Source organism: Homoserinimonas sp., from assembly GCF_056262345.1.
Window position 1 is genome coordinate 1 of sequence record NZ_JBACFR010000131.1, and the last position, 1573, is coordinate 1573.

Here is a 1573-nt window from a genome sequence, read left to right on the forward strand (position 1 = left end):
GGAGATGTACGATCTTGGCATCGTCCACGCCTTGGCGGAGCCTGGCGAGGGGCGAAAGGTGGTTGAGGATTACATCCGGCAGAACCGCCGGCGCCATAGCGGGCACTGCGCCATCTATGAGGCGTCTCGAGCCGTGAACCCGCTGACGCTAGCGGAACTGGAGGCCGTGGTGGACCTCTGGGCCGACGCGGCGTTGCGCCTCAGTGACGCGGATCTGAAGCTGATGCGGCGATTGGTCGCGGCTCAAACCCGCCTGCTGGAGAAGGCTCAGACCCGGCATCAGCCCGCCGGCACCTAAGCCCGTTGCCGCGCCGCATTGCCGGCAAGCATGGTAGCCACCACGCTTGCCGGCATCGGCCGTCCGAGCAGGAAGCCTTGCCCCGCCGTGCACCGCGTGCGGCGCAGCTGCTCGAGCTGCTCCGGAGTCTCGATGCCTTCCGCAACCGTATGCATTCCAAGCGTGGTCGCCAGCTCGACGACCGTCTGCACGATGGCGGCGTGGGCAGGATGCTCATCAAGATCGACGATGAAGGAACGATCGATCTTGAGCTTCTGGAACGGGAATTTGGTGAGGTAGCTTAAGGACGAATAGCCGGTGCCGAAATCGTCCAGAGTGGTCGCCACGTTCATGCGGTTGATGGCATTCAAGACCGCCAGCGACGCTTCGATATCATGCAGCAGCACGGACTCCGTCACCTCCAGCTCGAGTCGCTCCGCAGGGAGGCCGCTCTCGCTAAGGGCGGTCATGATGACCGCCAGCAAATTGGCGGATTGCAGCTGGATCGGTGAGAGGTTGACGGCCACCCGAACGTGCGGTGGCCAGTCGCTGGCTATCCGACATGCCTCTCGCAGCACCCAGCCGCCGATCTCTACGATCAGCCCGCTTTCTTCCGCGATGTGGATGAACTCCGCGGGGGATACAGTCCCAAGCCGCCTGTTCTCCCAGCGAAGCAGGGCTTCACAGGACATGATCTCGTCCGTCTCGAGATCGAAAATCGGTTGAAAGTGAAGGCTGAACTCCCGCCGCGCCAGGGCACCGTGCAGCTCTGCACCCACCTGGCGCTGGCGCTCGAGCTTCTCATCCATCTCGGGTGCATAAACGCGGTAGGTATTCCGGCCGTCTTCCTTCGCGCGATAGAGGGCGAGGTCGGCGTTCTTCAAGAGCGTGTCCGCATCGGCTTCCCCCGGAGGCGAGACCGCCACCCCGACCGAGGCGCTGACGTGGAGCCGTCGTCCCCGAAACTCAACGGGTTGTGCGACGAGGCTCAAAATCCGTTGCGCAATCGGCTCAGCGTCCGCCTCTACATCCACCGCCCGGACGATGGCGAACTCATCGCCGCCCAGACGCGCGACGATGCCCTCGGCGCCGAACTCGGCCATGAGCCGCGAAGCCACCTCGACGAGCAAGGCGTTCCCGGCGAGATGCCCCAGCGAGTCATTGACCTCCTTGAAGCGATCAAGGTCCAGCCAGTGAAGGGAGAGAAGCCGGCCCCTGCCCTCGGAACCGGCCAGCTGACGCTCAAACTTCTCGAGGAAGGCCGTGCGATTGGAGACGCCGGTCAGGTCATCCCGG

Annotated in this window: 2 protein-coding genes; one reads left to right on the forward strand and one right to left on the reverse strand. The window is 64.1% G+C overall.

Annotated elements, in window-relative coordinates; translation table 11 throughout:
* Nucleotides 1-298, forward strand: a 298-nt coding sequence (locus AC062T_RS06525) for a hypothetical protein (RefSeq protein WP_476028480.1), incomplete at its 5' end; no start/stop codon positions are given.
* On the opposite strand, the gene AC062T_RS06530 is transcribed toward AC062T_RS06525, so the two are convergent.
* Nucleotides 295-1573 (reverse strand): putative bifunctional diguanylate cyclase/phosphodiesterase (locus AC062T_RS06530; RefSeq protein ID WP_476028481.1); only part of this gene is annotated, 1279 nt, incomplete at its 5' end. The two genes, AC062T_RS06525 and AC062T_RS06530, sit on opposite strands and share 4 nt — an antisense overlap.